Origin of the sequence: Ciceribacter sp. T2.26MG-112.2, assembly GCF_900492205.1 — a bacterium.
GTDB classification, from domain to species: Bacteria; Pseudomonadota; Alphaproteobacteria; order Rhizobiales; family Rhizobiaceae; genus Allorhizobium; species Allorhizobium naphthalenivorans_A.
In genome coordinates this window covers 271,142-295,591 of the sequence record NZ_UEYQ01000005.1, presented here as the reverse complement: position 1 = coordinate 295,591, position 24,450 = coordinate 271,142, and the positions used below count along the sequence as shown (strand labels likewise).

Here is a 24,450-nt window from a genome sequence, read left to right as displayed (position 1 = left end):
CGGTTCAGGTGTCTTTCCGGAAGAGCAGGCTGGCATCGCCATAAGAATAGAAGCGGTAGCCGTCCGCGATCGCGTGGGCGTAAGCACCCCGCATGGTGTCGAGGCCGGCAAAGGCCGAGACCAGCATGAACAGCGTGGACTTCGGCAGATGGAAGTTGGTCATCAGCACGTCGACGGTGCGGAAGCGGTAGCCCGGCGTGATGAAGATGTCGGTCGCGCCCGACCAGGGCTGGATCTCGCCCGCCTCGGAGGTCGCGCTTTCGAGCAGGCGCAGCGACGTGGTGCCGACCGAGACGATCCGCCCGCCCCGCGCCCTGACGGCATTGAGCGCCGAGGCGGTGGCGCGCGAGACATGGCCGATCTCGTGGTGCATCTTGTGGTCGGCGGTGTCTTCGGCCTTCACCGGCAGAAACGTGCCGGCGCCGACATGCAGCGTGACGAAATGGCGCTCGATCCCGGCGGCGTCGAGCCGTGCGAACAGATCGGGTGTGAAATGCAGGCCGGCGGTCGGGGCGGCAACAGCCCCCTCCTCCTTCGCGTACATGGTCTGGTAGTCGGTCCGGTCCTTCTCGTCTTCGTCACGCTTGGAAGCGATATAGGGCGGCAAAGGAATGTGGCCGACGGTGGCGATCGCCTCGTCCAGCGCCGAACCGGAGAAGTCGAAGCGAAGCGTCACCTCGCCCGCTTCGCCCTTTTCCTCGACGACGGCGCCAAGCGTGCCGAGCAGGCAGGCATTGCCGGAATGGCCGAATTCGATCCGGTCGCCGAGCTTGATGCGCTTGCCCGGCCGGGCAAAGGCCTTCCAGCGGCTGGCATCCATGCGCATGTGCAGCGTGGCGGAAACCGGCGTGCGCTCCGCCCCGTCGCGCAGCCGCACGCCTTCGAGCTGGGCCGGGATGACCTTGGTGTCGTTGAACACCAGCGCGTCGCCGGCTTTGAGCAATGACGGCAGGTCGCAGACCCTTGCATCTTCCAGCAGGGGTTCGCCGTCCGGCCGAACGACGAGCAGCCGGGCCTGGTCGCGCGGGCTCATGGGCCTAAGCGCGATATTCTCGTCAGGGAGATCGAAATCGAACTGGTCTACGCGCATCGCGACCACAACTCCTCAAAACGCGAAAACCCGCCCGGGCGCGATACGCCGGGGCGGGTCTCGAAATCAAGCCCGATCAGGCGTCGGCGGCGACCTTCATCGAGACGATCGAGTCGGGATCGCGCACCGGTTCGCCCTTCTTGACCTGGTCGATGACGTCCATGCCGTCGATGACCTGGCCCCAGACCGAATACTGCTTGTTGAGCCAGGGCGCATCGGTGAAGCAGATGAAGAACTGCGAATTGGCCGAGTTCGGGCTCTGCGAACGGGCCATGGAGCAGGTTCCGCGCACATGCGGTGTGGCCGAGAATTCGGCCTGGAGATCGGGCTTCTGCGAGCCGCCCATGCCGGCGCGGGCCGGGTTGAAGCTGTCGGAACCCTGCTTGCCGAACTGCACGTCACCGGTCTGGGCCATGAAGTCTTCGATGACGCGGTGGAAGACCACGCCGTCATAGGCGCCTTCGCGCGACAGTTCCTTGACGCGTGCGACATGGCCGGGGGCCAGATCCGGGAAGAGCGCGATCACGACCTTGCCCTTGGTGGTTTCCATGACGATGGTGTTTTCCGGATCCTTGATCTCGGCCATGATATTTCTCCTCTTTGGGGCTTGTGCCCGATTGGTGTTACTTGCCGACGGTGACCTTGATCATCCGGTCGGGATCGGACACTTCACCATTGCCACCCTCGCCGCGCTTGATCTTGTCGACCAGTTCCATGCCGGACACGACCTTGCCGACGACGGTGTATTCGCCGTTGAGCGGCGGATAGTCGGCGAACATGATGAAGAACTGCGAATTGGCGGAGTTCGGATCCTGGGAACGGGCCATGCCGACCACGCCGCGCTCGAACGGAACCTTGGAGAACTCGGCCGGAAGGTCGGGCAGCTTGGACCCGCCGGTGCCGGCGCGGCCGGCATTGAAGCCGTCTTCCATGTCGCCGAACTCGACGTCGCCGGTCTGGGCCATGAAGCCTTCGATGACGCGGTGGAAGGCCACGTTGTCATACTCGCCCTTGGAGGCCAGTTCCTTGATCTGCGCGACATGCTTCGGCGCGACGTCCGGCATCAGCTCGACGACGACCGGACCGTCCTTGAGTTCGATCGTCAGCGTGTTGTCGGCCGATTGCGCGCCGGCCGAACCGGCTGATGCGACTGCAAGGAAAAGGGCGGCGGCAACTTGAAAGAGTTTCATGGTCACTCCAATGCTTTGAATAGATTGTCAGCGCGAAAGTTTGGATTTCAGCGCTCGGAAGACGACAGGCGGAACGAAGGCACTCACATCGCCGCCCATGGAGGCGATCTGACGCACCAATGTGGCCGTAATGGGCCGCGAGGCGGTGCCGGCCGGCAGGAAGACAGTCTGGAGGTCGGGCGCCATCTGGTGGTTCATGCCGGCCATCTGCATTTCATAGTCGAGATCGGTGCCGTCACGCAGGCCGCGGATCAGGAGCTTCGCGCCGTTCTGGCGCGCCGCATCGACGGCGAGGCGATCGAAGGAGACGACGGAGACGTCTTCGGCGCGCTCCGGAAGGCTTTCGGCGATGGCGGCGGCGATCAGGGCCGCCCGCTCATCATAGCTGAACAGCGGTATTTTGCCGGGATGAACGCCGATCGCGACGATCACCTTCTCGACCACATTCAACGATTGCACGAGCACATCGAGATGCCCGTTGGTCATCGGATCGAAGGAACCGGGATAGAATGCGATCGTCATGGCAGCCCGATGGTTGTTTCGACGCCTTTTGTCATGGAAGCGCGTGGGCCGCAAGTGATTTGGCCCCGTTCGCCCCTGCCCTGCGGATGAACGAATGCTGAATACGGCGTTCAAGACGGCTTCAGGGCCGAGGTTGGATAAGGCTGTCAGACCGGCAGGCAAACATGCCGCCCACGACACGCAGGAGGACCACGATGCTCGCGCTACTCGCCATTTTCGCCGTACTTGCCGCGCTTTTCACCGAGTTCGGCCTGCTGCTGCTGCGCGCCTATCTGGAGACTGGCGGCACCGCTTTCGGCCTCATCGTCCGCGAAGATGAACGCCAGATGAACGGCACGTTAAGGCGCGTTTCAGCTCGATCCCTTTAGAAACGATTAAATGGCATGGAACGTTTGTCCGTGCCGCGCATTTTCACGGCAATCCAGGCCGTATTCCGAAAGGACGACTTCGATGCACGACAAGGTAACGCTGATCAATCTGGTATGGGTGGGGATGATGACGGCAATGCTCGCCACGTCCGCTACCTTCTACATGAACGACAAGGCCGAAGCCGGCAAATACGGCCCGCAACTGGCCCGCTACTACCCGATCGGCCGCTGAGCCGCTTTCGACGATCGCCGCTTGAAGAGCAGATGCCGCAGTTGCAAGGAAAGGAAGAACATGTTCACCACCCTGGCCGTTCTGGCCGCTTTGATCTGCGGCATGTTCCTCGCTTCGGTGGCCTCGGCGATCCGCGCGATGCGGCGCGAAGGCGATGAATTCCGCGTCATGATGGAACGCCACCGCGCCTTCTGACCGGTTTTTAAGGCTCCGTCTGACCGAACAGTTTCGAGCCTTGCGACACTCAATACGTCAAGCAGCTTAAAATGAAGAGGCCCGCCGTTTCCGGCGGGCCTTCTGTCATTCCTGTACGTCGTCGGCTGCGGGCGGCTCTGCGACATCCGGCGCGCTGGCGTCTCCGGCCAGCGCCTCGAGATCGTCCCCCTCTTCGCCTTCCGGTTCGCTGATACGCTCGACCGACACGACCTTCTCGTCCTTGGCGGTCGAGAAGATGGTGACGCCCTTGGTGGCCCGGCTGGCGATGCGAATGCCGTCGACGGGAACGCGGATCAGCTGGCCGCCATCGGAGACCAGCATGATCTGGTTCTTGTCCTCGACCGGGAAGGCCGCAACCAGTTCGCCGATCTCGGCCGTCTTGGACGTGTCGGTGGCACGGATGCCCTTGCCGCCGCGTCCCGAAATACGGAAATCATAGGACGACGACCGCTTGCCGTAACCACGCTCGGAGACGGTCAGGACGAACTGCTCGCGCGCCTTCAGTTCCTGATAGCGTTCTTCGGGCAGATCGCCGACCTCGCCGACCTCTTCACCGACGAGAGCAATATCCTCTTCCTCGACACCCATGGCGCGCCTTTCGGTGGCGGAGCGCTTGAGATAGGCCGCGCGTTCCGAGGCGTCGGCATCGACATGGCCGAGAATCGTCATCGAGATGATGCGATCGCCCTCGGCAAGCGTGATGCCACGAACGCCGACCGAATTGCGGCCGGCAAAGACGCGCACGTCGCCGACCGAGAAGCGGATCGCCTGGCCGAGCGCCGTAGTCATCAGCACGTCGTCGCGATCGGTGCAGGTCTCGACCGACAGGATCTCGTCACCCTCGTCCTCGAGCTTCATGGCGATCTTGCCGTTGCGATTGACCTGGACGAAGTCGGAAAGCTTGTTGCGGCGCACGGTGCCGCGGGTCGTCGCGAACATGACGTCGAGATTGTCCCAGCTCTTTTCGTCCTCCGGCAGCGGCATGATCGTCGTGATGCGTTCGCCGGGCTCCAGCGGCAGCATGTTGATCAGCGCCTTGCCGCGCGAGGTCGGCGTGCCGATCGGCAGGCGCCAGACCTTTTCCTTGTAGACGATGCCACGCGAGGAGAAGAACAGCACCGGTGTGTGCGTATTGGCGACGAACAGGCGGGTGGCGAAATCCTCGTCCTTCATCGCCATGCCGGAGCGGCCCTTGCCGCCGCGACGCTGGGCGCGGTAGGTGGCGAGCGGCACGCGCTTGATATAGCCGGCATGCGAAACGGTGACGACCATGTCCTCGCGGGCGATCAGATCCTCGTCGTCCATGTCCGGGCCGCCTTCGATGATCACCGTGCGGCGCGGCGTGCCGAACTCGTCGCGCACCGCGGCCAGTTCGTCCTTGACGATCGTCTGGATGCGCAGGCGCGACGACAGTATGTCGAGATAGTCGCTGATCTCGGCGCCGATCTTGTTCAGCTCTTCGTCGATTTCGTCGCGGCCAAGGGCGGTCAGGCGGGCAAGGCGCAGCTCGAGGATGGCCCGCGCCTGCTCTTCCGAGAGATTGTAGGTGCGGTCCTCGTTGATGCGGTGGCGCGGGTCGTCGATCAGCTGGATCAGCGCCTCGACGTCATGCGCCGGCCAGCGGCGCTCCATCAACTGTTCGCGCGCCGTGGCCGGATCGGGCGCGCGGCGGATGAGGTTGATGACCTCGTCGATATTGGCGACGGCGATCGCGAGGCCAACCAGGACGTGGGCGCGCTCACGCGACTTGCGCAGCAGGTACTTGGTGCGGCGGCTGACCACTTCCTCGCGGAAGGTGATGAAGGCGCGCAGCATGTCGAGCAGGCTGAGCTGTTCCGGCTTGCCACCGTTGAGCGCCACCATGTTGCAGCCGAACGAGGTCTGCAGCGGGGTGTAGCGATAGAGCTGGTTGAGGATCACGTCGGCATTGGCGTCGCGCTTCAGTTCGATCACGACGCGATAGCCGTCGCGGTCGGATTCGTCGCGCAGATCGGAAATGCCCTCGATGCGCTTTTCGCGCACCAGTTCGGCCATCTTCTCGATCATCGTCGCCTTGTTCACCTGGTAGGGGATCTCGGAAATGATGATCTGCTCGCGATCGCCGCGCATCGGCTCGATGCGGGCGACGCCACGCATGATGACCGAGCCGCGGCCGGTCTCGTAGGCCGAGCGGATACCCGAACGGCCGAGGATCATCGCGCCGGTCGGGAAGTCCGGACCCGGGAGGATCTGCATCAGGTCGGAAAGCTCGATTGCCGGATCGTCGATCAGCGCGATGCAGCCGTCGATCACTTCGGTCAGGTTGTGCGGCGGGATATTGGTCGCCATGCCGACCGCGATGCCGCCGGCGCCGTTGACCAGAAGGTTGGGGAAGCGGGCCGGAACGACGGACGGTTCCTGCATGGTGCCGTCATAGTTTTCCCGGAAGTCGACGGTTTCCTTGTCGAGGTCGTCGAGCAGCGAATGCGCCACCTTCTCCAGGCGGCATTCCGTGTAACGCTGGGCGGCCGGCGGGTCGCCGTCGACCGAACCGAAATTGCCCTGGCCGTCGATCAGCGGCAGACGTAGCGACCAATCCTGCGCCATGCGGGCGAGCGCATCATAGATCGCGGAATCGCCGTGCGGATGGTATTTACCCATCACGTCACCGGTGACGCGCGCCGACTTCACGTACTTCTTGTTCCAGTCGATCCCCATCTCGCTCATCGAGAAGAGAATGCGCCGGTGTACGGGCTTCAGACCGTCGCGGACGTCGGGAAGCGCGCGGCTCACGATGACGCTCATCGCGTAATCGAGATACGACCGCTGCATTTCCTCCATGATGGAAATCGGCTCGATGCCTTGCGGGTACTTGCCGCCGCCGGGAGTGTTTTGCTCAGTCAAATCAGGTCACGATCTCTGTTCGGAATCACTGCGAAGTTTATAGCCGAAAGGGCTGGAAAGCGCCAATTTCGGCCGGACTCGTCCGCTGGTTATAAACAGCCTTTTGGGGCGGGGGAAAGGCTGGCCGATCAAGAACTTGCCAACGGCTTGCCGCTGGCATTTAAATGCCTGCGAAAAGCGGGAGAAAACCATGGCCGGCACCGATGCGATGATCAACGCCTTCACTACGCTGCTGGTCACCGTCGACCCGCCGGGCCTTGCCCCGCTGTTCCTCGGACTGACGCAGGGCATGAACCGTGGCGAGCGCCGCCAGGTCGCCGTGCGCGGCTCGCTGATCGCCTTTGCCATCCTCACGGTATTTGCCCTGTTCGGCGCCGGCATCCTCGGCGCGCTCGGCATTTCCATGGGCGCCTTTCGCATCGCCGGCGGGCTGATGCTGTTCGTCATCTCGTTCGAGATGATTTTTGAAAAGCGCAACGAGCGCAAAGAAAAGACCACGGACGCGGCGATCACCAAGGACCACATCCACAATCTGGCCGTTTTCCCGCTCGCCATTCCGCTGATCGCCGGGCCGGGCGCGATCTCCGCCACCGTGCTGATCGCCGGCACGATGGACGGCGTCGCCGGCAAGGTGCAACTGATCGGCGTCATCGCCGTCTGCCTGGCGCTGGTCTTTGCCGCGCTGATCCTCGCCGAGCGGCTGAACCGCTTTCTCGGCGTCACCGGCCGGGCGCTGCTCACCCGCCTGCTTGGCGTGCTGCTCGCCGCCCTTTCGGTGCAGTTCGTGGTCGACGGCGTGAAATCGGCCTTCGGCGCCTGAGGCCCTCCAGCCCCAAGCGCGGACCTGCGTCCCGGCGGTTCCCGGGGACAGGCGACCGCCAGGCTGCAACCCTTATCGCTGCGCCTTCAGGATGCGCTTCCAGATCGTGCCGCCGAGGAAGCGGTTGAAGACGATGAAATAGGCGATGATCAGCGCGAACAGGACCAGCGCCGGCAGCCCGTTCAGTTGAAACCCCCCCTCCGTCCGCCCACCCGTCACCGATGCGACGGCAAACCCCAGCACGAAGAAGGCGGTGAAGAAATCCAGCAAAAAGGCCAGGATGATGCGCCAGGTGGCCGGCCCGGCTTGCGGTTTCGTCTCTTCCATCGCGATACCCCCTGATATCCCTCAAAAACATGCAAACTGGGCCCGGCTTCCCGCCGAAAGCCCACAACAAAAAAAGCGGCGCCGAAGCGCCGCCAGAAATCAGAACGGGATGTCGTCGTCGAGGTCGCGGGAGAAGCCGCCCGACGGGGGAGCGCTGGCGCCGCCCCGCTGTTGGCCGCCGCCCCGCTGGGGCGCCGGCGCACCGTAATCGTCGCCACCGCCATAGCCGCCACCGAAATCATTGCCGCCGCGCGAGGCGCCGCCGCCGTCGCCGCGACCGCCGAGCATGGTCAGGTTGCCGTTGAAGCCCTGCAGCACGACTTCCGTCGAGTAGCGATCCTGGCCGCTCTGGTCCTGCCATTTGCGGGTCTGCAGTGCGCCTTCGACATAGACCGTCGAGCCCTTCTTCAGATACTGCTCGGCAACCTTGCAGAGACCTTCATTGAAGATCACCACGGTGTGCCACTCGGTCTTTTCCTTGCGCTCGCCGGTGTTCTTGTCGCGCCAGCTTTCCGACGTGGCGATACGCAGATTGGCGATCGGACGGCCGTCCTGGGTCCGGCGGATTTCTGGGTCGGCACCAAGATTGCCGATCAAAATTACCTTGTTGACGCTGCCAGCCATAACACTCACCTTGCTGCCGCCATCATGCGGCTCCGAAACAGAGAAATCCGCCCACCTTAAACCAATCCGTTCGGCGGTTGGGTGGCGATCGGGGTTAATCCACAGCGAAAATGTTCTTTATTTGTTCTAGTTATCCGCTAGTATGCTGTCAATAGAATCGCTTTGCCGCGGTTTAATCCACTCCCGCCGCTCGACAGGGGCGCGGGTGTCACTAAATAAGGAGAGCCCTCCTCCCGAGCGCCCTCCCTGCAGAGCCTTGTCCAGTCGAGACCAGTCCACATGAGCGATTTGAAGCATATCTCCATCCGCGGCGCGCGCGAGCACAATCTCAAGGGCATCGATCTCGATCTGCCGCGCAATTCGCTGATCGTCATGACAGGCCTGTCCGGCTCCGGCAAATCCTCCCTCGCCTTCGACACCATCTATGCGGAGGGCCAGCGCCGCTATGTCGAGAGCCTGTCGGCCTATGCCCGTCAGTTCCTCGAAATGATGCAGAAGCCGGACGTCGACCAGATCGACGGCCTGTCTCCGGCGATCTCGATCGAACAGAAGACCACGTCGCGCAATCCGCGCTCGACGGTCGGCACGGTCACCGAAATCTACGACTACATGCGCCTGCTGTTTGCCCGCGTCGGCGTGCCCTATTCGCCGGCGACCGGCCTGCCGATCGAAAGCCAAACCGTTTCCCAGATGGTCGACCGCATCCTCGCCTTCGAGGAAGGCACCCGCCTCTACATCCTGGCGCCGATCGCGCGCGGCCGGAAGGGCGAGTACAAGAAGGAACTGGCGGACCTGATGAAGAAGGGTTTCCAGCGCGTCAAGATCGACGGCCAGTTCTACGAGATCGCCGAGGCGCCGGTGCTGGACAAGAAGTTCAAGCACGACATCGACGTGGTCGTCGACCGCATCGTGGTCAGGCCCGACATTGCAAGCCGGCTGGCCGACAGCCTCGAGACCTGCCTTCATGTTCTCTCCGACGGACTGGCGATCGCCGAATTCGCCGACAAGCCCCTGCCTCCGCAAGAGACGGCGGCCGGCGGCAGCGCCAACAAGTCGCTCAACGACACGCACGAACACGTGTTGTTCTCGGAAAAATTCGCCTGCCCGGTTTCCGGCTTCACCATTCCGGAGATCGAGCCACGGCTATTCTCCTTCAACAATCCCTTCGGCGCCTGCCCGACCTGCGACGGCCTGGGCTTCCAGCAGAAGATCGACACCGCGCTGATCGTGCCGGAGACGCAGCGCCGGCTGAACGACGGGGCGATCGCCCCCTGGGCGAAATCCTCCTCGCCCTACTATGACCAGACGCTCGAAGCGCTCGGCAAGGCCTTCGGCTTCAGGCTTTCGAGCAAGTGGTCCGATTTGAAGGAAGCCGCGCAGAAGGCGATCCTCTACGGCACCGAGGAAAAGATCGACTTCCACTATGCCGACGGCGCGCGTTCCTACACGACGACCAAGACCTTCGAGGGCATCGTGCCGAACCTCGAGCGCCGCTGGAAGGAGACCGACAGCGCCTGGGCCCGCGAGGAGATCGAGCGCTACATGTCGGCGGCCCCCTGCCCGTCCTGCAACGGCTTCCGCCTGAAGCCCGAGGCGCTGGCGGTCAAGGTCAACGGCCTGCATATCGGCCAGGTTACCGAGATGTCGATCCGGGTCGCGCGCAACTGGTTCGTCGACCTGCCGGAAAAGCTGACGGCCAAGCAGAACGAAATCGCCGTGCGCATCCTGAAAGAGATCCGCGAGCGCCTCGCCTTCCTCAACGATGTCGGCCTCGACTATCTGAGCCTGTCGCGCAATTCCGGCACGCTGTCGGGCGGCGAAAGCCAGCGCATCCGGCTCGCCTCACAGATTGGCTCGGGGCTCACCGGCGTGCTCTACGTGCTCGACGAACCGTCGATCGGCCTGCACCAGCGCGACAATGCCCGCCTGCTCGACACGCTGAAGCATCTGCGCGACATCGGCAATACGGTCATCGTCGTCGAGCATGACGAGGATGCGATCCTGTCGGCCGACTACGTGGTCGACATCGGCCCGGCGGCCGGCATCCATGGCGGCGAGGTGATTGCGCAAGGGGCGCCGCAGGACATCATGTCCCATCCGAAATCGCTGACCGGCAAGTACCTGACGGGCGAACTCGGCGTCGCCGTGCCCTCCGAACGCCGCAAGCCGAAGAAGGGCCAGCAGATCAAGGTCGTCGGCGCGCGCGGCAACAACCTGAAGAACGTCACCGCAGCGATCCCGCTCGGTGTATTTACCGCGGTTACCGGCGTTTCGGGCGGCGGCAAGTCGACCTTCCTGATCGAGACGCTCTACAAGGCCGCCGCGCGGCGCGTCATGGGTGCGCGCGAAAACCCGGCCGAGCACGACCGGATCGACGGTTTCGAGTTCATCGACAAGGTGATCGACATCGACCAGTCGCCGATCGGCCGCACGCCGCGCTCCAACCCGGCCACCTATACCGGCGCCTTTACCCCGATCCGCGACTGGTTCGCCGGCCTGCCCGAAGCCAAGGCCCGCGGCTATCAGCCCGGCCGCTTTTCCTTCAACGTCAAGGGCGGCCGCTGCGAGGCCTGCCAGGGCGATGGCGTCATCAAGATCGAGATGCACTTCCTGCCCGACGTCTACGTGACCTGCGACGTCTGCCACGGCAAGCGCTACAACCGCGAGACCCTCGACGTCACCTTCAAGGGCAAGTCGATCGCCGACGTGCTCGACATGACGGTCGAGGAAGGCGTCGACTTCTTCTCCGCCGTGCCGGCGGTGCGCGACAAGCTGCAGGCGCTGTTCGACGTGGGGCTCGGCTATATCAAGGTCGGCCAGCAGGCCAATACGCTGTCGGGCGGCGAGGCGCAGCGCGTCAAGCTGGCCAAGGAACTCTCCAAGCGCTCGACCGGCCGCACGCTCTACATCCTCGACGAGCCGACCACCGGCCTGCATTTCCACGACGTCGCCAAGCTTCTGGAAATGTTGCAGGAACTGGTCAACCAGGGCAATTCCGTGGTGGTCATCGAGCACAATCTCGAAGTCATCAAGACCGCCGACTGGATCCTCGACTTCGGCCCCGAAGGCGGGGACGGCGGCGGCACGATTGTCGCCGAGGGCACGCCGGAGGACATCGTCAAGGTGGAGAAGTCCTATACCGGACAGTTCCTCAAGGAATTGCTGGAGCGTCGGCCGCTGAAGAAGCGGCAGGCGGCGGAGTGAGCGATGCAGACACAACGTCTTTCGGAAGATGACCTTTGCCGAGCCTTCGCGGAGAAGGTTGCGGATTCTCAAGACTTCAAGAACTGGATCTTGTTCCGAACGAAGTTTGCGTCACGACGGTTTGCATCTCGGTTGCTGAAACAGGAACAAGCTCTTGCTCGCCCTCGTGTGTTACCAGATCGATGGTGGCGACACTGGTTCTGGCGGATTACCGAACTTGAAAAAGAACATGAGACTGATGTCCTCCTGTGGTTTGCCGATGATGCAGGAGATTATCGGTTTGTGTTGCATGTTGAGCTTAAGTTGGGGAGCAAGCTGAGCGCGGGTCAGGCCGCTAGCTACGCGCCACGAGCTAGGCATGTCATGGAACATGAGAAGAGACTGCCACATCAGGATTTCGCCACCGTGTTTGTGGCGCCCACCAGAACGATTTTGGCAAGTGAAGCAGACGCAGATCTGTTCGACGCAGTCATCAGTCTCGAAGAAGTAGGCGTTTTCATAGAGGATTTCGCCCGTGCGACGACGCAGGCGACTCCGGTCGCTACCACAGGCGCGTGATATCGAATCCGTCGAATGCCTGATCTGCGGTGACGAGGGTGAGGCTTTCGAGTTTCGATTGCGCGGCAAGCAGGCGGTCGAAAGGGTCTTTGTGGTTGCCGGGCATCTGCCCGGCCAGGAGGGCGTGGGAAGGGGTGATGTCCAGTCTTTGAAAGCCGGCATCGTCCAGAACCGTGTCGAAATTGTCGACGATTTCCCGCGCGAAATCGAGCTTGCCGATACGAAACTTGTTGGCGATCTCGAATGCGGTCACGGAGCTTACGCAACGAAGCGCATCGGGGTCTTCTATCGCGGATCTGGCTTCATGGCTGAGGCGTGCGTCAGCCATGATCCACCAGAGAAATGTATGGGTATCCAATAGAAAGCTCATTTTCCGTTGTCGCCCGGAAACGAGTATTTTCCCTCCCATGCGTCGAGTTCATCTTGAGGCATGGGTTCAAGAAAGAGGTCGGAGGGAATCTTGTCGCGCAGATGAGCGAACCGGCCGTAGCCGCGAACGGGCTGTTTTTGCGCCTGGATGGGCACCAGTTTTGCCACGGGCTCGTTGCCGCGAGCGATCACGATTTCCTCACCCGCTTCGACGCGGGCGATGAGCCTCGAAAGCTCCGTCTTGGCCTTGTGAATGGTGACCACAGTCATCGCTCGCTCCATCTACTATAAATACCTTAGCTAATACCCTAGCTAGTTTCAACGGGAGGCATTTCATGACCCAATCCGGCACAATCCGCACCGGCATCGGCGGCTGGACCTTCGATCCGTGGGAAGGCACCTTCTATCCGGACACGCTGGCCAAGAAGCGGCAGCTGGAATTCGCCAGCCGAGAACTGACGACGATCGAGGTCAACGGCACCTATTATTCGAGCCAGAAACCGGCGACCTTCGCCAAATGGGCGTCGGAAGTGCCGGAGAATTTCGTCTTCTCGCTGAAGGCCAGCCGGTTCTGCACCAATCGCAAGGTGCTGGCCGAGGCCGGGCCGTCGGTGGAAAAGTTCCTGACCCAGGGCATCACCGAGCTTGGGGCCCATCTGGGTCCGATCCTCTGGCAGTTCATGGGCACGAAGAAGTTCGAGCCGGACGATTTCGAGGCCTTCCTCGCGCTTTTGCCGAAGAGCCAGGACGGGATCGCCCTTCGTCATGTCGTCGAGCCGCGTCATGCGTCCTTCCAGGTGCCGGAATTCGTCGCCCTTCTGGCGAAATACGGCGTGGCGGCGGTCTGCGCCGATCATCACGACTATCCGATGTTCGCCGATCCGACGGCCGATTTCGTCTATGCTCGGCTGCAGAAGGGCGCAGACGACATTCCCACCTGCTATCCGCCGAAGGACATCGACGCCTGGGCCGGACGGCTGAAGACCTATGCCCGCGGCGGCACGCCGGACGACCTGCCGGTCATCGCCCCGGATCGGACGGCCGAAAAGGCGCCGCGCGACGTCTTTGCCTTCTTCATCTCCGGTGGAAAGATCAATGCGCCGAACGGCGCGCGTCTGTTGCAACAGGCCGTTGCTTAAGGGCGGTTACCCACGCCCGATCGACTATCCGCCGGATGAACCCGGGCATGTTGCGCCGAAGGCCTCGTTGATTGGGTCCGGATCGTCAGGCGGTGGTCGCCTTGCGGCCGAACCATTGCGGGTTGAACACGTTCATCACCAGCCCAATGACGATCAGCACGGCGGCAAGGATCCGCAAGGGGCCGAAAGCCTCGCCGAGCAAAAGGGCCGCGGACGACATGCCGAACACCGGTACGAGCAGCGAGAACGGCGCGACGGTCGATACCCCGTAACGGCTGATCATCGCGCCCCAGACGGCAAAGCCGAAGATCGTCGCGACATAGGCGACGAACAGCACCGCGCCGGCGCCCGCCAGGTTGATGTTGGCGATGGCGGCGAGATCGCGGTCCCAGCCCTCGAACAGCGCTGAAATGACCAGCAGCGGGATCGGCGGCACGAGGCTGACCCAGACCATCAGGTTGAGCATCGGCACATTGCCCGCCTTCTTCATCAGCATGTTCGAGCAGGCCCAGGCGACCGCCGCGGCGATGGCGAGCGAAAGGCCGGTGACGGTGAAATCGCCGTCGATGGACGAGGCGATGAGGGCGATGCCGGTAAAGGCGACCGCCATGCCGGCCAGCTGCAGCGGCCTCGGCTTGGCGCCGAACAGCAGGAAGGCGAGAAGCACGGTGAAGAAAGCCTGCGACTGCAGGAGCAGCGAGGCAAGGCCGGGCGGCACGCCAACATCCATGCCGATGAACAGGAAGGAGAATTTCACCACGCCCAGCATGATGCCGATGCCGATGATGATCCGCCACGGCACGTCGGGCTTGGGAATGAAGAAGACGAGCGGCACTGCGGCGAAGAAGAAGCGCAGGGCCGAGAACAGCAAGGGCGGGAAATTGTCCAGCCCGAGCTTGATGACGACGAAGTTGAAGCCCCAGAGTGCCGCGACGAGCACCAGCAGCAGAACATGAACGGGTTTCACGCGATTCTCCCTGAGGTTTGCCGCAGCGATACTATGCCGGGCGCTGCCGTAGGAAGCGAATAGTCCTTATCTCACAGTTCAATATGATTGATGAGTTCTTCGGCGGTGAGGCCCCTGCCCGCTCTGTTGCCGGCCTCGCCATGGTACCAGGCGCCGGCTGCCGCCGCCTCGAAGGCCGGCATGCCCTGGGCGAGCAGTCCGCCGATGATGCCGGCAAGCACGTCGCCCGAGCCCGCGGTGGCAAGCGACGGCGGCGCATTGGTGTTGACCAGCGCCCGCCCGTCCGGCGCGGCGATGACGGTATCCGGTCCCTTGTAGACGATCACGGCATGAGCCCGCCCCGCGGCAGCAAGGGCCATTTCGATCTTGCTCAGGCTTTTCCCTTCCGCGACATCCGGGAAGAGCCGGGCGAACTCGCCCTCGTGCGGCGTCAGCACCAGCCGAGTTTCTCCCGTCGAAAACGCCTCGAACAAGGCAGACGGATCGTCGCGGAACGACGTGATGCCGTCCGCGTCGAGCACGAGGGGGCGATCCTTGAGTGCCAGGGCGAAATCACGCGCCTTCTCACCAACGCCGAATCCGGGGCCGAGGACGAAGGCATTGTGGCGCCGATCGCCGAGATAGACGCAAAGAGCGGCGAGATCGTCCACCGGCTTCAGCATCACGGCGGTCAGATGTGAGGCATTGGCCTCGAGGGAACCTGTCGGCGAGGCGATGGTGACGAGGCCCGCGCCGGCCCTCAGGCCCGCCGCGGCGGAAAGACGGGCCGCTCCCGTTGCGGACGCCGGTCCTGAAAAGACCGTCAGGTGACCGCGGAGAAACTTGTGGGTCTCGGCCCCGGGATTCGGTAGGAGCCGCTCCCAGGCGGCGGGTGAGTTCAGGCCGACCGGTCCGACTTCGGACGCGACGATCCGCTGCGGGATGCCGATGTCGTAGACTTCGAGGCTACCGCACAGGCGGCGGCCGGGCATCAGGACGTGGCCGGGCTTGCGCGCCATGAAGCTGACGGTATGACGCGCGTTGAATGCCGCGCCGAGCACCCTGCCCGTTCGCCCGTCGAGCCCCGAAGGCAAGTCGACGGCGATGACCGGCAAGTCCGCAGCATCGACCCTGACGATCACCGCCGCCACGACGTCCGGTACATCGCGATCCAGCCCCGCGCCGAAGATCGCGTCGATCACCACGTCACCGGGCCGTGGATCGTAGGCATGCAGCTCCTCAGCGCCGATCGGGCAAAGGGAAAACGCCGTCGCCGCATCGCCCTTCAGCCGCGCCGGGTCGCCGAGGCGGAACACTACGGTCTCCGCGCCGGCATCGACGAGCGCCCGCGCCGCGACATAGCCGTCGCCGCCATTGTTGCCGGGACCGCAGAGGACGACGAAGCGCAATGCCCCAGGAAAAAGCCTAAGCGCCGCCGCGGCAACCGCCTGCCCCGCCTGTTCCATGAGGCCGAAGGACCAGATGCCCGATCGGGCGGCAGCCTGATCGACACGTCCCATCGCGGCAGGTGAAAGCAGCCAGTGTTCAGGATCATTTTTCATCGCTCCATCAAAGCAGATTCCGAGCCGCCGGGGAACGCAAAGCACGCCCGAACAGCAGATGATTAAAATCCGTGCAAGTGCACAAATGATAGCCTCTGAAATGTGCTGAATTGCGCGGCAGACGAGAAAACAATGGATTGCCTGCGACGAAAGAACCGCGCGGAATTCTTATTTTTTTCGAGATTTGACTCGCGTTTCGCCCCGTCTTGCGCGAGATTTGGATCGGGAATGCGAAGTTTTCCCGTTTTCGATCGCAGTTTGGGCCATAACTGGCACGTTACATGCATCGAGTGGGCCGAGCGGGACTTTCCGCCATGTTGAGGGAAGCGGAGATATATTTTCTCATGAAAAAGATCGAAGCGATCATTAAGCCTTTCAAGCTCGACGAAGTGAAGGAAGCCCTTCAGGAAGTCGGTCTGCAGGGTATTACGGTCACGGAAGCCAAGGGCTTCGGCCGGCAGAAGGGCCACACGGAATTGTACCGCGGTGCGGAATATGTGGTCGACTTCCTGCCGAAGGTTAAGGTCGAGGTCGTTCTCGCCGACGAGAATGTCGAAGCCGTCATCGACGCGATCCGCAACGCCGCCCAGACGGGCAGGATCGGCGATGGCAAGATCTTCGTTTCGAACGTCGAGGAAGTCGTTCGTATCCGCACCGGCGAAACCGGCGTCGACGCCATCTAATCGGTCTGCCCCGCCGCGCGGGGCTGGACTTCATCATCGTCATCACACGCAAGGAATTCGATAATGACGACCGCACAAGATGTTTTGAAGCAGATCAAGGACAATGACGTGAAATTCGTCGACCTGCGCTTCACCGATCCGAAGGGCAAGCTGCAGCACGTGACGATGGACGTCGTCTGCGTCGATGAGGACATGTTCGCCGATGGCGTGATGTTCGACGGCTCCTCGATTGGCGGCTGGAAGGCGATCAACGAATCCGACATGGTTCTGATGCCCGATCTGGATACGGTTCACATGGACCCGTTCTTCGCCCAGTCGACCATGGTCATCATCTGCGACATTCTCGACCCGGTCTCTGGTGAAGCCTACAACCGCGACCCGCGCGGCACCGCCAAGAAGGCCGAAGCCTATCTCAAGGCTTCTGGCATCGGCGACACCGTATTTGTCGGTCCGGAAGCCGAATTCTTCGTCTTCGACGACGTGAAGTACAAGGCCGATCCGTACAACACGGGCTTCAAGCTCGATTCGACCGAACTGCCGTCGAACGACGACACCGACTACGAGACGGGCAACCTCGGCCACCGTCCGCGCGTCAAGGGCGGCTATTTCCCGGTTCCGCCGATCGACAGCCTGCAGGACATGCGCTCGGAAATGCTCACCGTCCTGTCGGAAATGGGCGTCGTCGTCGAAAAGCACCACCACGAAGTGGCAGCGGCCCAGCACGAACTCGGCATCAAGTTCGACGCACTGGTGCGCAATGCCGACAAGATGCAGATCTACAAGTATGTCGTGCACCAGGTCGCCAATGCCTATGGCAAGACGGCAACCTTCATGCCGAAGCCGATCTTCGGCGACAACGGCTCGGGCATGCACGTCCACCTGTCGATCTGGAAGGACGGCAAGCCCACCTTCGCCGGTGACGAATATGCCGGCCTGTCGGAGACCTGCCTCTACTTCATCGGCGGCATCATCAAGCATGCCAAGGCGCTGAATGCCTTCACCAACCCGTCGACCAACTCCTACAAGCGTCTGGTCCCGGGCTATGAAGCGCCCGTCCTGCTCGCCTATTCGGCCCGCAACCGTTCGGCCTCGTGCCGCATTCCGTTCGGCTCGAACCCCAAGGCCAAGCGCGTCGAAGTCCGCTTCCCGGACCCGACCGCCAACCCCTATCTCGCCTTTGCCGCCATGCTGATGGCCGGCCTCGACGGCATCAAGAACAAGATCCATCCCGGCAAGGCCATGGACAAGGATCTCTACGACCTGCCGCCGAAGGAACTCAAGAAGATCCCGACCGTCTGCGGTAGCTTGCGCGAAGCGCTCGAAAGCGTCGATAAGGATCGCAAGTTCCTGACCGCCGGCGGCGTCTTCGACGACGACCAGATCGACTCGTTCATCGAGCTGAAGATGGCCGAAGTCATGCGGTTCGAAATGACCCCGCATCCGGTCGAATACGACATGTACTATTCGGTCTGATCGGCCGCTCGGCCCGCAACCGCGGGCCGCTCAAATACTCCGAGAGCCGGCGCCTCCGACGAGGCGCCGGCTTTTTTTCTTGAGGGGAGAGTTCTCAATTTCAATCATAGGGATAGAGAAAAGAGATGCTGCGAAACATGAAGAGTTTTGGGCGCGAACGGCAAGCGGTGGTTGCGATCATGGCAGCCTTGAGGCTAGGCTGAACGGACGACTCAAGCCCAGCCGCCTCGCGGCTCTCAGGACATATCATCCATGCCCGCCGAAAACGCCGAACCCGCCCCGGCCGCGCCGCGCCCGTTCGACTGGCTGCTCTATTTCCTGGCGCCGGTGTTCTTTTCCAGCAATCTGATCTTTGGCCGAGGCATAACCGGTGAGATCGCCCCTTTCACCACGGCCTTGCTGCGCTGGGCGGGGTCGGCCATCATCATCTTTCCCTTCGTCTATGCCGAGCGGAAAGCCTGTCTTGCCTTCGTCCGATCCTATACCGGTATCTGGCTGGTGCTCGGCATTCTCGGCATGGGGATCTGCGGCGGGTTCGTCTACTGGGCGCTGACCTTGACCACGGCCTCGAACGCCACGCTGATCTATACCACGTCGTCGCTGTTCATCATCCTGCTGCAGTGGCTCCTTCAAGGTCGCCGGATCCGGCCGAGCGAACTGGCCGGCATGGCCGTCGCCTTCGCCGGCGTCACCGTCATCGTCTTGAAAGGCGAGTGGAGCGCCCTCCTCCATCTGCGGTTCAACATCGGCGATTTCGGCATTCTCGCCGCCGCGATCGCCTTTGCCCTCTATTCCCTGCTGTTGCGCCACCCGGCCGTGCAGCCCATGCCGCCCATGCCGCTGTTCGGCCTTCTGGCGCTGTCTGGCACGATCGTCCTCCTTCCGCCCGCGCTCTACGAGGTGCTGACCGGCGGTCTTCTGCCGGACACGACAAGCGATTGGGCCAAGCTGCTCGGCATCATCCTCTTCGCCTCGCTTGCCGCCTTCTATTGCTTCCAGCATGCCGTGCGGGTGTTCGGCCCGGCCATGGCGGGCGTGACGCTCTATCTGATGCCGCCGTTATCGATCATCATGGCGGTGGTCTTCCTGGGCGAGCGGTTCCAGCCATACCATGCCGTCGGCATCGTCCTGGTCATGGGCGGACTGGTGCTGGCGACCGCGCCGGGCCGCCGCGGCGGCTGACCGCGCCGGCCGACGCGAAAGCATAGAAGGGTCTTGATGTTTTGCTCTTCCCTCCCCAAATCCATGGGGAAAGGAAGTGATGCCCATGAAACACCGCACCGCAAAATTTGGTATCGGGGAAGTCGTCCGCCACAAGGTCTTTCCGTTCCGTGGCGTCGTGTTCGATGTGGACCCGGAATTCGCCAACAGCGAGGAATGGTGGAATGCCATCCCGGCGGAAGTCCGTCCCGCCAAGGACCAGCCCTTTTACCATCTGCTCGCCGAGAACGACGAGGCTGAATATGTCGCCTATGTCTCGGAGCAGAACCTGGAAAAGGACCTGAGCGAGGAACCGCTGCGCAATCCGCAGATCCAGCAGATCTTCGTGCGCGAGCAGGCGGGTCGCTACAAGCCGAAATCCATCTTCGCGCACTGAAGCCTCAAGCGGGACTTGGCGCCTGCCACCGGTCGAGCCAGATCGAAACACAAAGAGGCCCGCCGATTCCGGCGGGCCTCTCCGTTTCGTCTATCAAATTGTCAATCAGTTGCCCTGCTTGGCGGCGTCCTGGGCGTCATTGATCGCCTTGTTGCGCTCTTCCTGCTTCTTCTGCATGGCTTCCTGCAGCAGGCGCTGGCGTTCTTCCGCCTGCGACTGCGACATCGCCTCGCCGTCATAGGCGCCGGTGAAGCCTTCCAGCGGGATCTTGATCGGGTTCGGCGCACGGCGGAAGTTGACCGAGGTGAACACCACCTCATTGCCCTTCTTCAAGCTGGCGATCAGGGCATCCGTCAGCGGCAGTTCTGCCGTGCAGCGGTCCGGAAGGCAGACGGCATAGTCGAGCTTCATGCCCTTGGCGCCATCGATCTGCATCATGATGCCCGGCGGAATGAGTCGGGCGGAAGGAACGGTAACCTGCAGGATCTTGCGGTTGACCTTACCCTCGACAGAGATCACGCCGACGGCCGTGATCAACTGGCCGTTCTGGGCGACCAACTGGTTCTGCACCACGCAGACATCGGCTTCTTCCTGCTTGGTGCAGGTCTTGAACCACTTGGCCGTTCCGGCTGTTGCCGGTGCTGCGGCGTCCTGGGCACCGACGACCGTCGGGGCGGTTGCCGCGCCAAGCGTCAGAACGAGAGCAGACAGTGCCGTCCGCGTAGCTTTGGTTGCATTGAACATCATAACCTGATCCGTCTCCTGAAAACCGATATCGGGCACTTGAAACGCCGCGATACTCGCCGGTCGTGCTGCCCGTCAACTGTCGTCCAATTGAGGCAAATACATGACCTTGGCATCCGGAACCCTGTTACATCGCGAAGTCTGGAATATCCAGTCTTTCTTTGGGGGTACACGGGGGCGACACGGCTTTTTGCATGGCGATGTGTTGGTATTATGGTGTTCATGCTAGCCTCGCCGAGATTCTCGGACATCGCTGAAAGGATACCTCGTGCGCCGCATCGCCCTCAGCCTGCTTTTCCTCGCCCAGTGCAGCTTCGCCCAGGCCGAACCCGTGCACGGGATCGCCATGCACGGGGAACCGGCGCTCGGCGCGGACTACAAGCATTTCCCTTACGTCAATCCGGACGTGAAGAAGGGCGGCAGTATCAATTACGGCGTCGTCGGCACCTTCGACAGCCTGAACTCCTTCGTGCTGAAAGGCATGCGGACCACGGCGCGCGGGATCTGGGATCCCGAATACGGGAACCTGTTCTACGAATCGCTGATGACGCGCTCCAGCGACGAGCCCTTCTCGCTCTACGGCCTGCTGGCCGAGAGCGTCGAATGGGACGAAGACCGCACCTTCATCCAATTCAACCTCAATCCCAAGGCCCGCTGGCACGACGGCAAGCCGGTGACGGCCGAGGACGTGATCTTCTCGTTCGAGCTGCTGCAGGAGAAGGGGCGACCGCCCTACAGTCGCCGGCTCTGGTATCCGGGCAGCGACGGAAAGGTGATGGTCGTGGAAAGCATGGAGAAAGTCGGCGACAATAGTGTCCGATTCACCTTCGGCGAAGGCGCGAACCGCGAGACGCCGTTGATCCTCGCCATGTCGCCGATCCTGCCGAAGCACGCCGTCGACGCGAACGCGTTCGACCGCACTTCGCTGGAAATCCCGGTCGGATCGGGCCCCTACAAGATCAAGTCGATCAAACCCGGCGAGAAGATCACCTACGCTCGCGATCCGAACTATTGGGGCAAGGATATTCCGTCGAAGATCGGCTTTGACAATTACGACGAAATCTCCGTCACCTATTTCCTCCAGGATTCGACCCTGTTCGAGGCCTTCAAGAAAGGCGACGTCGATATCTATCCCGAAGGCGATTCCGGGCACTGGGCGCGTGCCTACGACTTCCCGGCAGCGACCAATGGTGACGTCGTCAAGGAGGTCTTCAAGCCCGGCCTGCCCTCGGGCATGCTCGGCTTCGTCTTCAACACCCGTCGGCCGATCTTTGCCGATCCAAGAGTGCGGGAAGCACTGTCGCTGGCACTGGATTTCGAGTGGATCAACAAGAACCTCTATGGCGGCGCTTTCAAGCGTAGCCAGAGCTTCTGGCAGAATTCGGCGCTCGGCGCCTATGGCAATGCTGCTGATGCGCGCGAACTGGCATTGCTCGGGCCGGCCAAGGATCAGATCCCGGCCGAAATATTGGCCGGAAACTATGCCATGCCGGTTTCGGACGGCTCTGGCGCCGACCGCAAGATCCTGCGCCAGGCGGTGACGCTGATGGCGCAAGCCGGCTATACGATCAAAGGGGGCAAGATGCTGGACGCGGCGGGCAAGCCGCTCGTCTTTGAGGTGATGACCCAGAATGCCGACCAGGAGAAGATGGCGATCGCCTACCAGCGCGCGCTGGCGCTGATCGGCATCCAGATGGCCATCCGCACAGTCGATGACGCCCAGTATCAGGCGCGCTCGAACAGTTTCGACTACGACATGATCGTCAAGGCCTATCCCTCTTCGCTGTCGCCGGGCGCCGAACAGTACAATCGCTGGAACGGTTCGTCGCGCGACGCCCAGGGCAGCTTCAACTATGCCGGCGTCGCCGATCCCGACATCGACCGGATGATCGACGCTATGGCCAATGCCCGGAGCCTCGAGGACTTCCAGGCTGCGGTACGCGCCTATGACCGCCTGCTGGTCGCCGGTCACTATGTCGTGCCGCTCTATCATATCGGTGAGCAGTGGGTCGCCCGGTGGAAGCATGTCGGCCGGCCGGACAAGACGCCGCTCTACGGCTACCAGCTTCCGGTCTGGTGGGACACCCGGGCGCAATAGCGCTGGGGGTCAGGCCTTGGTCGTCGGCGGTTACGCCAAGGTAACCAGTTGAAATGCGCCGCAATTGCCCTTACGTGGCAGCAATCGGTCATTATGGCCCTGAGCCGCCCGGAAAGGAAAGCACCATGGAACGCATCACCATCGACATCGTCTCGGACGTCGTCTGCCCCTGGTGCTATCTCGGCAAGGCGCGCCTCGACCTCGCCATTGCCGAGGTGCAGGGCGAGATCGGCGTCGACGTCAACTGGCGTCCCTACCAGCTCAATCCCGACTATCCGCCGGAAGGCGTTGACCAACAGAAAGCCCTCGCCGAAAAGCTCGGCGGCAAGGACAATATGGACCGGGCGCATGCGCAATTGCGCGAACTTGGTTCGGCGGTCGGCATCGCCTTCGATTTCGGCGCGATCAAGGTCGGCCCGAACACGTTGGACGCCCACCGCCTGATTCATTGGGCAGGCGTTGAGGATCGCCAAATCCAGGATCGGGTCGTCACCGCCCTGTTCAAGGCGAATTTTGAAGAGGGCCGCAATGTCGGCGATCCGACGGTGCTGCTCGACATTGCCGAGGCTGCCGGCCTCGACCGTGCCCTCGTCGACGCGCTTTTGACCGGCGATGCCGACAAGGCCGAAGTGCGGGGCGAAATCGAGGCCGCCCGGCAGATGGGCGTGAACGGGGTGCCCTTCCTGATCTTTGACCAGCAATATGCGGTGAGCGGCGCTCAGACGCCGGATGTGCTCGCCGGTGCCCTGCGCGACATTGCCCGGATGAAGGCCGAAGCGCTTGCAAAACTCAATTGACGCGCTGCGGGAAGCTTCGTAAGCACGGCTGATATCCTTCCTCCCAGGACAATCCGCCGTGCGCTCCGACCCCCTTCTTCGAGGCATCCTCATTGCCTTCGCAGCCTTCGCCGCCTATGCGGTTTCCGATGCCTGTGTAAAACTCATCGAGGGGCGCGTCAGCCCCTTCGAATCCGGCTTTTTCGGCGCTGTCTTCGGCATCGCCGCCCTGCCCTTCCTGATGAAGCGCGGCGACCGCTGGCAGGACGTGCTGGCCACCACCAATCGCCCGCTCTGGCTGCTGCGGTTCTTTTCCGCCGGCGCCGGGATCATCGGCAGCGTCACCGCCTTTACCCATCTGTCGATGGCCGAGGCCTTCTGCCTGATCTTCCTGCTGCCCTCCTTCGTTACCATCATGTCGGTGATCTTTCTGAAAGAGCCGGTCGGCATCCGCCGCTGGGGCGCGGTCATCATCGGCTTCCTCGGCGTGCTGGTGGTCCTGAGGCCAGGTTTCCGCGAGCTTTCCATCGGCCATGTGGGTGCGGTCTTTGCCGGGCTTGGCGGGGCGCTTTCGATCGTCATCTACCGCGCCATCGGCCCGGCGGAAAAGAACATCTCGCTCTATGGCGCCGGTTTGCTCGGCGGCCTTGTCATCTGCGGCCTGCTGATGCTCGGTGATTTCCGCTGGCCGGCGGGCGAGGAATGGCTGCTGCTCGCCGGCTACGGCCTGCTCGGCGCACTCGGCAACGTCCTCCTGATGTACTCCGCCTTCTATGCACCGGCCGCCGTGGTCGGTCCGATCCAGTACAGCCAGATGCTCTGGGGCATCCTGTTCGGTTACCTGATCTTCGGCGACCGGGTCGACCTGCCCATGGTGGCCGGGATCGCCCTGATCGTCGGGTCCGGTCTCCTGACCCTGTCGCGCGAACGCACCAAGGGCGTCGCCCTGCCGCCGGCCGTCGCCGGCAAGGACGAGGCGGCGCTGGCGATCAAGCCGGAAGACGAGACCGCGATATCCTGAGGCCCCCC

General features: G+C 62.6%; 26 protein-coding genes. 14 read left to right on the top strand and 12 right to left on the bottom strand.

The window, feature by feature from the left end; translation table 11 throughout:
* Window positions 1-4: 4 nt before the first annotated feature.
* The 4 genes from queA to coaD form a co-directional block, all read right to left on the bottom strand.
* Window positions 5-1,090: a tRNA preQ1(34) S-adenosylmethionine ribosyltransferase-isomerase QueA gene (queA, locus tag DYZ14_RS11070; RefSeq protein ID WP_154720722.1), complete on the bottom strand. Its 1,086-nt coding sequence runs from the start codon at window positions 1,088-1,090 to the stop codon at window positions 5-7.
* A 76-nt stretch (window positions 1,091-1,166) separates the two neighbouring features.
* Window positions 1,167-1,676: a peptidylprolyl isomerase gene (locus DYZ14_RS11065; protein WP_154720721.1), complete on the bottom strand. Its 510-nt coding sequence runs from the start codon at window positions 1,674-1,676 to the stop codon at window positions 1,167-1,169.
* A gap of 37 nt (window positions 1,677-1,713) precedes the next feature.
* The gene (locus DYZ14_RS11060; protein ID WP_154720720.1) at window positions 1,714-2,280 is read right to left on the bottom strand and encodes a peptidylprolyl isomerase; all 567 of its coding nucleotides are present in this window, start codon (window positions 2,278-2,280) and stop codon (window positions 1,714-1,716) included.
* Between the two features lie 27 nt (window positions 2,281-2,307).
* Complete coding sequence (gene coaD / locus DYZ14_RS11055) at window positions 2,308-2,802, bottom strand: pantetheine-phosphate adenylyltransferase (protein WP_154720719.1); 495 nt, start codon at window positions 2,800-2,802, stop codon at window positions 2,308-2,310.
* A 194-nt stretch (window positions 2,803-2,996) separates the two neighbouring features.
* On the opposite strand from coaD, the gene DYZ14_RS11050 reads away from it, so the two are divergent.
* From DYZ14_RS11050 to DYZ14_RS24565, 3 genes are all read left to right on the top strand, one after another.
* Window positions 2,997-3,170 (top strand): hypothetical protein, encoded by a 174-nt coding sequence (locus DYZ14_RS11050; RefSeq protein WP_154720718.1) that lies wholly within the window; start codon window positions 2,997-2,999, stop codon window positions 3,168-3,170.
* Between the two features lie 82 nt (window positions 3,171-3,252).
* Window positions 3,253-3,402, top strand: coding sequence for a hypothetical protein (locus DYZ14_RS11045; RefSeq protein ID WP_154720717.1), 150 nt, complete (start codon window positions 3,253-3,255; stop codon window positions 3,400-3,402).
* Window positions 3,403-3,462: 60 nt separating this feature from the next.
* Window positions 3,463-3,597, top strand: a complete 135-nt coding sequence (locus DYZ14_RS24565) for a hypothetical protein (RefSeq protein WP_269749447.1) — start codon at window positions 3,463-3,465, stop codon at window positions 3,595-3,597.
* Between the two features lie 105 nt (window positions 3,598-3,702).
* Here DYZ14_RS24565 and gyrA read toward each other — a convergent pair whose 3' ends face one another.
* Window positions 3,703-6,501 (bottom strand): DNA gyrase subunit A, encoded by a 2,799-nt coding sequence (gene gyrA / locus DYZ14_RS11040; RefSeq protein WP_154720716.1) that lies wholly within the window; start codon window positions 6,499-6,501, stop codon window positions 3,703-3,705.
* Between the two features lie 190 nt (window positions 6,502-6,691).
* On the opposite strand from gyrA, the gene DYZ14_RS11035 reads away from it, so the two are divergent.
* Window positions 6,692-7,321 (top strand): MarC family protein, encoded by a 630-nt coding sequence (locus DYZ14_RS11035; protein WP_154720715.1) that lies wholly within the window; start codon window positions 6,692-6,694, stop codon window positions 7,319-7,321.
* Window positions 7,322-7,393: 72 nt separating this feature from the next.
* Here the strand turns inward: DYZ14_RS11035 and DYZ14_RS11030 are convergent, their stop codons facing one another.
* The gene (locus DYZ14_RS11030; protein WP_154720714.1) at window positions 7,394-7,648 is read right to left on the bottom strand and encodes a hypothetical protein; all 255 of its coding nucleotides are present in this window, start codon (window positions 7,646-7,648) and stop codon (window positions 7,394-7,396) included.
* 99 nt (window positions 7,649-7,747) lie between these two features.
* Entirely contained in the window at window positions 7,748-8,272 is a 525-nt protein-coding gene (locus DYZ14_RS11025; RefSeq protein ID WP_154720713.1) for a single-stranded DNA-binding protein, read from the bottom strand.
* Window positions 8,273-8,551: 279 nt separating this feature from the next.
* Here DYZ14_RS11025 and uvrA point away from each other — a divergent pair, with 279 nt between their 5' ends.
* Both uvrA and DYZ14_RS11015 read left to right on the top strand, forming a co-directional pair.
* The gene (gene uvrA / locus DYZ14_RS11020; RefSeq protein WP_154720712.1) at window positions 8,552-11,476 is read left to right on the top strand and encodes an excinuclease ABC subunit UvrA; all 2,925 of its coding nucleotides are present in this window, start codon (window positions 8,552-8,554) and stop codon (window positions 11,474-11,476) included.
* A 3-nt stretch (window positions 11,477-11,479) separates the two neighbouring features.
* Complete coding sequence (locus tag DYZ14_RS11015) at window positions 11,480-12,034, top strand: hypothetical protein (protein ID WP_154720711.1); 555 nt, start codon at window positions 11,480-11,482, stop codon at window positions 12,032-12,034.
* Here DYZ14_RS11015 and DYZ14_RS11010 read toward each other — a convergent pair.
* Together DYZ14_RS11010 and DYZ14_RS11005 are read right to left on the bottom strand one after the other, a co-directional pair.
* Window positions 12,018-12,443 (bottom strand): type II toxin-antitoxin system VapC family toxin, encoded by a 426-nt coding sequence (locus DYZ14_RS11010; protein ID WP_232365504.1) that lies wholly within the window; start codon window positions 12,441-12,443, stop codon window positions 12,018-12,020. The genes DYZ14_RS11015 and DYZ14_RS11010 overlap by 17 nt on opposite strands.
* Entirely contained in the window at window positions 12,401-12,673 is a 273-nt protein-coding gene (locus DYZ14_RS11005; RefSeq protein ID WP_154720710.1) for a type II toxin-antitoxin system Phd/YefM family antitoxin, read from the bottom strand. The genes DYZ14_RS11010 and DYZ14_RS11005 overlap by 43 nt, the downstream gene beginning before the upstream one ends.
* Window positions 12,674-12,738: 65 nt before the next feature.
* Between DYZ14_RS11005 and DYZ14_RS11000 the strand changes: the two genes are divergently transcribed.
* The gene (locus tag DYZ14_RS11000; RefSeq protein WP_154720709.1) at window positions 12,739-13,542 is read left to right on the top strand and encodes a DUF72 domain-containing protein; all 804 of its coding nucleotides are present in this window, start codon (window positions 12,739-12,741) and stop codon (window positions 13,540-13,542) included.
* An 85-nt stretch (window positions 13,543-13,627) separates the two neighbouring features.
* On the opposite strand, the gene DYZ14_RS10995 is transcribed toward DYZ14_RS11000, so the two are convergent.
* Window positions 13,628-14,509, bottom strand: a complete 882-nt coding sequence (locus DYZ14_RS10995) for an EamA family transporter (protein WP_154720708.1) — start codon at window positions 14,507-14,509, stop codon at window positions 13,628-13,630.
* A 71-nt stretch (window positions 14,510-14,580) separates the two neighbouring features.
* Complete coding sequence (locus DYZ14_RS10990) at window positions 14,581-16,050, bottom strand: NAD(P)H-hydrate dehydratase (protein ID WP_154720707.1); 1,470 nt, start codon at window positions 16,048-16,050, stop codon at window positions 14,581-14,583.
* A gap of 344 nt (window positions 16,051-16,394) precedes the next feature.
* Between DYZ14_RS10990 and DYZ14_RS10985 the strand changes: the two genes are divergently transcribed.
* The 4 genes from DYZ14_RS10985 (at window position 16,395) to hspQ (ending at window position 19,803) form a co-directional block, all read left to right on the top strand.
* Window positions 16,395-16,733, top strand: a complete 339-nt coding sequence (locus tag DYZ14_RS10985; protein WP_015916113.1) for a P-II family nitrogen regulator — start codon at window positions 16,395-16,397, stop codon at window positions 16,731-16,733.
* Between the two features lie 63 nt (window positions 16,734-16,796).
* Entirely contained in the window at window positions 16,797-18,206 is a 1,410-nt protein-coding gene (glnA, locus tag DYZ14_RS10980; RefSeq protein WP_115669440.1) for a type I glutamate--ammonia ligase, read from the top strand.
* 252 nt (window positions 18,207-18,458) lie between these two features.
* On the top strand, window positions 18,459-19,388 hold the full coding sequence (locus DYZ14_RS10975; protein ID WP_154720706.1) for a DMT family transporter: 930 nt from the start codon (window positions 18,459-18,461) through the stop codon (window positions 19,386-19,388).
* An 85-nt stretch (window positions 19,389-19,473) separates the two neighbouring features.
* Window positions 19,474-19,803, top strand: a complete 330-nt coding sequence (gene hspQ, locus DYZ14_RS10970) for a heat shock protein HspQ (RefSeq protein WP_154720705.1) — start codon at window positions 19,474-19,476, stop codon at window positions 19,801-19,803.
* A 105-nt stretch (window positions 19,804-19,908) separates the two neighbouring features.
* Here hspQ and DYZ14_RS10965 read toward each other — a convergent pair whose 3' ends face one another.
* Entirely contained in the window at window positions 19,909-20,550 is a 642-nt protein-coding gene (locus DYZ14_RS10965; RefSeq protein ID WP_154720704.1) for an invasion associated locus B family protein, read from the bottom strand.
* Between the two features lie 265 nt (window positions 20,551-20,815).
* Between DYZ14_RS10965 and DYZ14_RS10960 the strand changes: the two genes are divergently transcribed.
* The 3 genes from DYZ14_RS10960 to DYZ14_RS10950 all read left to right on the top strand — a co-directional run bounded on the left by DYZ14_RS10960 (window position 20,816) and on the right by DYZ14_RS10950 (window position 24,442).
* Window positions 20,816-22,645, top strand: a complete 1,830-nt coding sequence (locus DYZ14_RS10960) for an extracellular solute-binding protein (protein WP_232365503.1) — start codon at window positions 20,816-20,818, stop codon at window positions 22,643-22,645.
* 125 nt (window positions 22,646-22,770) lie between these two features.
* Window positions 22,771-23,442 carry a DsbA family oxidoreductase gene (locus tag DYZ14_RS10955; protein ID WP_154720703.1) on the top strand — a complete coding sequence of 224 codons (672 nt, stop codon included), beginning with the start codon at window positions 22,771-22,773 and terminating at the stop codon, window positions 23,440-23,442.
* Between the two features lie 58 nt (window positions 23,443-23,500).
* Window positions 23,501-24,442 (top strand): DMT family transporter, encoded by a 942-nt coding sequence (locus DYZ14_RS10950; protein ID WP_154720702.1) that lies wholly within the window; start codon window positions 23,501-23,503, stop codon window positions 24,440-24,442.
* Window positions 24,443-24,450 lie beyond the last annotated feature (8 nt).